General features: G+C 59.8%; 3 protein-coding genes. 2 read left to right on the top strand and 1 reads right to left on the bottom strand.

Annotation, left to right across the window (positions count from 1 at the left end):
- Nucleotides 1-213: 213 nt before the first annotated feature.
- On the bottom strand, nt 214-1,332 hold the full coding sequence (locus ACH2ED_RS21070; protein WP_395094700.1) for a M23 family metallopeptidase: 1,119 nt from the start codon (nt 1,330-1,332) through the stop codon (nt 214-216).
- Nucleotides 1,333-1,365: 33 nt separating this feature from the next.
- On the opposite strand from ACH2ED_RS21070, the gene ACH2ED_RS21065 reads away from it, so the two are divergent.
- A complete protein-coding gene (locus tag ACH2ED_RS21065; protein ID WP_395094699.1) occupies nt 1,366-2,211 on the top strand; it encodes an FAD:protein FMN transferase in 846 nt (281 codons plus the stop codon).
- Nucleotides 2,208-3,170 carry a TolB family protein gene (locus tag ACH2ED_RS21060; RefSeq protein WP_395094698.1) on the top strand — a complete coding sequence of 321 codons (963 nt, stop codon included), beginning with the start codon at nt 2,208-2,210 and terminating at the stop codon, nt 3,168-3,170. Before ACH2ED_RS21065 ends, ACH2ED_RS21060 begins: the two co-directional genes overlap by 4 nt.
- The last annotated feature ends 137 nt before the right edge of the window (nt 3,171-3,307 follow it).

The raw sequence follows: 3,307 nt of genomic DNA, 5'->3' as shown, positions 1-3,307 counted from the left end.
TTACTTTAACGCGACGATGGCTAAGCCATTTCGTTGGACTTATACCGGGAAGGTTTTGACTACCTAATATTATCAAAATTTGTGCCGAGCTGTACTAGGTGGTTCTGGCGGCTTTACTCGCCGCCCTGTTCGCCGCCGTTGGAACGGAAGTTATGCTTGATTACGAGACAAATAACCCACTAGACGATATCGCCATTATTTGCGAGATGGGATTTATCCATCGGCGAGGACGAGGATGAGGCGACCGTTGCCGACCGCGCCGCCGAAACGGGTGAAGCCGCTGTAACGAAGCGCCTCTTGCACGATTTCCTGAGAGAAGAGCGTCGCAGGAGTGCCGGTCAGCCCTAGAATGGCGGCTTGCTTGAGCTTGGTGCCGCGCATCCGAAGCGGCCCGAGTGCCATACTCCCCGTGCGAATCCAGCGCGGCGACGACAGCCGTGAGAACTGCGTGAGCTCGGTGACGGCGCAGCGGGTTAGGGTTGGGTCACTGCTCAGTGCCGAGCCGCTCAGCCGCACAAGCGGCTGGCTACTCTCGTCCGCTCTCGGATTTGAGACGGGGGCAAGGCTAGAGATGGGAGCAAGACTAACACGCTCCACAGTATTTTTGCGGTGGTAGACACTCACCACACGGCTTCGTGAGAGCGCAGCGATTCCCAGCGCGCCTCCAAGCTGCTGGAGAGCAAGCTCGCTGAGAGTAAGTGTCACCTGTCGAGGTTCCTTGAGCAGCACGAGTGTCAGGCGGCGCGTAGCCGCTTGAAAGCCGCGCACACAGCCCTCGGTGCGAAGCTTCCCAGGCTCAGGCGGTTCCGTTGTCGCGAGAACAAGCAGCGGTGTGGGATTCGTGAGCCGCCTTGCTTCGCGCAGCGACGGCGCAGGGTCGCGCATGCCATCGGGGCCGTGTAGCTCGAAGTGCAGGTGCGGGCCATTGGCATCTCCGCTGTCACCCACATAGCCAATCAGTTGCCCCTCCTCCACGCTCTCACCCGGTACGAGGTTGGGTGCAAACATAAAGTCAAGATTGGCTTTCCCATCACGAGTTCCTGGTGTATCGTCGTTGAGATGCGTCCCTAGGCAGCCCCAGCCGTCATCGCGCACGATCCAGAAGGTCTGTGGCTTAAAGCCGAGTGTCCCGGCAAACGGCGCAATAATCGGCGTGAGCTTGGGCGCGATCAGATCACAGCCCGTGTGGCGATGGGTTCCCCAGTCCTCGTTGTAGCTCGCCCGCCAGCGCACCCTGCTCAGCACAGGAAAGACCATTGGAATTGTCACCCGCTCGGTCGGGAGCCGCAGCTTGGTGTAGGGAGGGATGGGGGGCAAGAGAGGCTCATACATCAGAAAAACCAGTGTACCCGCTATAATCAACAGATGAAAACCGTACTGCTGGCGACGGAGGCGATGCGCTGTCGCTTTGAGCTCGTGCTGGAAGGCGAGCGTGAGGAGAGCTTACGGGCAGCGGGCGAGGCGGCGCTCGCCGAGATCGAGGCGGTGGAGCAGCAGCTCTCGGCCTACGATCCAGGAAGCGATCTCTGGGCAATCAATGCCGAGGGGGCGCAGGGACCTGTCCGTGTTCGCCCTACCACTCTTGCGTTCTTGCGGGAGGCACGAGAGCTAACCGAGCGAACAGACGGTACCTTCGACCCCACTGTCGGAGCGCTTGTGGCCCTCTGGCGGGGTGAGCAAGAACCAACAGCCGCGCATGTGGAAGTGGCACGGGCACTCACAGGCTGGGAGAGTGTCGTGCTTGATGACGATAACAGCACCGTGTTTCTGAGACAACCAGGTCTGAGGCTTGATCCCGGCGCGATCGGGAAGGGCTGGGCACTGGACCGAGCACGGGAGATTTTAGAGGAGGCGGGCGTGACACGGGCGCTGCTCCACGGTGGCACTTCCTCGGTGGTGGCACTGGGAGAGAACTGGAAAATCACCGTGGCGGGTGGCCCGCCCCTGACACTCTCTAACCAGTGCCTTGGTGTCTCGGCCCCCTCGGGCCGCTGGGCTATTTTTGGCGAAAGACGCTACGGGCATGTGCTGGATCCTCGCACGGGCTGGCCTGTGGAAGCCCGAGCCTGGGCCGCCGTGGTCGCACCCACTGCGACACAGGCGGATGCCCTCTCCACTGCTCTACTGGTGAGCGGCGAGGGAACCTGGGAAGGTTGTCACACGTATCTTCCCGCAGACGTTACAGAAAGCAACACAGGAGAGATGAAATGAAGATGCAACGACAGGCAGCAGTGGCGCTGCTCGGGCTGGCCACACTGGCCTTGATAGGCTGCGGTGGCGGTGGGAAAACCGTCAAGGAAAATGGTGGTGGCTCCGACCCGACCCTCGCCTTTCGCGTGGTCTACACCCGAGGGGGCGATATCTGGCGGATGAATGGCGATGGCAGCAATGTCCAGCAACTGACAAACACCACGGCCTTTGATTTCCAGCCGACCCTCTCACCAGACCGGCAGTGGATTATCTTCACCTCGGACCAGGCGGCGACCTATAGCAAGCAGTACCGGCTGTTTCTCATGCGTAACGATGGCACACAGCAAGAGCAGCTCACCGAGAGTACAGGCTTTGAAGCCGACCCGGCGTTCTCACCTGATGGCACCCAGGTAGCGTTTGTGAGCAACCGTAACGGCAACGACGAGATCTACCTGATGATCGTTGCGACCGGAGTGGTACGGCAACTGACGAACACCGCAGCTGCGGAGCAGACTCCGGCGTGGTCCCCCGAGGGCTCCAGGATTGTCTTTGCGGCCACGCCCTCGTCCACGGAGAACACGGATATCTACTCAATTCGCGCCTCCGATGGGGGCGATGTGATCCGGCTGACCAGTAATGCCGCCACCGACGATTCCCCGTCGTTCTCCCCGGATGGCCGCTGGGTAGCCTTCGCCTCGGATCGTGAGGGCAGTAAGTTCCGTATCTTCCAGGTACGCACCGATGGCTCGGGAGATCTCCAGCAGCTCACTAATGGCAGTGGGGGCGAGGATGGTTTCCCCGTCTATACTCCCGATGGGAACTACCTATTATTTGACAGTGACCGGGATCTGGACTCGGATATCTACCGACTCAATCTGAGCACGGGCCAGACAATTCGGTTAAGCCGCTCCTACGACCCAGAAACCAACCCGGATACCCGTGCTAAAAAAACGAGAGCGGGATTGCGCGGCAAACGCTAGATAGAAACTAGTATTAATACTGCATCATCTTCCCTAAAGACGGGGTGTGCTAGTTTGTGCAGCGGGTTCGGCAGGCGGAGCGGGTATCTTCTTAGGTGACGAAACCAAAGGAATTTACCATGATCGCTCAACCTGCC

Source organism: Armatimonas sp. (assembly GCF_043757465.1).
GTDB lineage: Bacteria > Armatimonadota > Armatimonadia > Armatimonadales > Armatimonadaceae > Armatimonas.
Note: the sequence above shows the minus strand (reverse complement) of the source record. Positions and strands in the feature narration are given on the sequence as shown.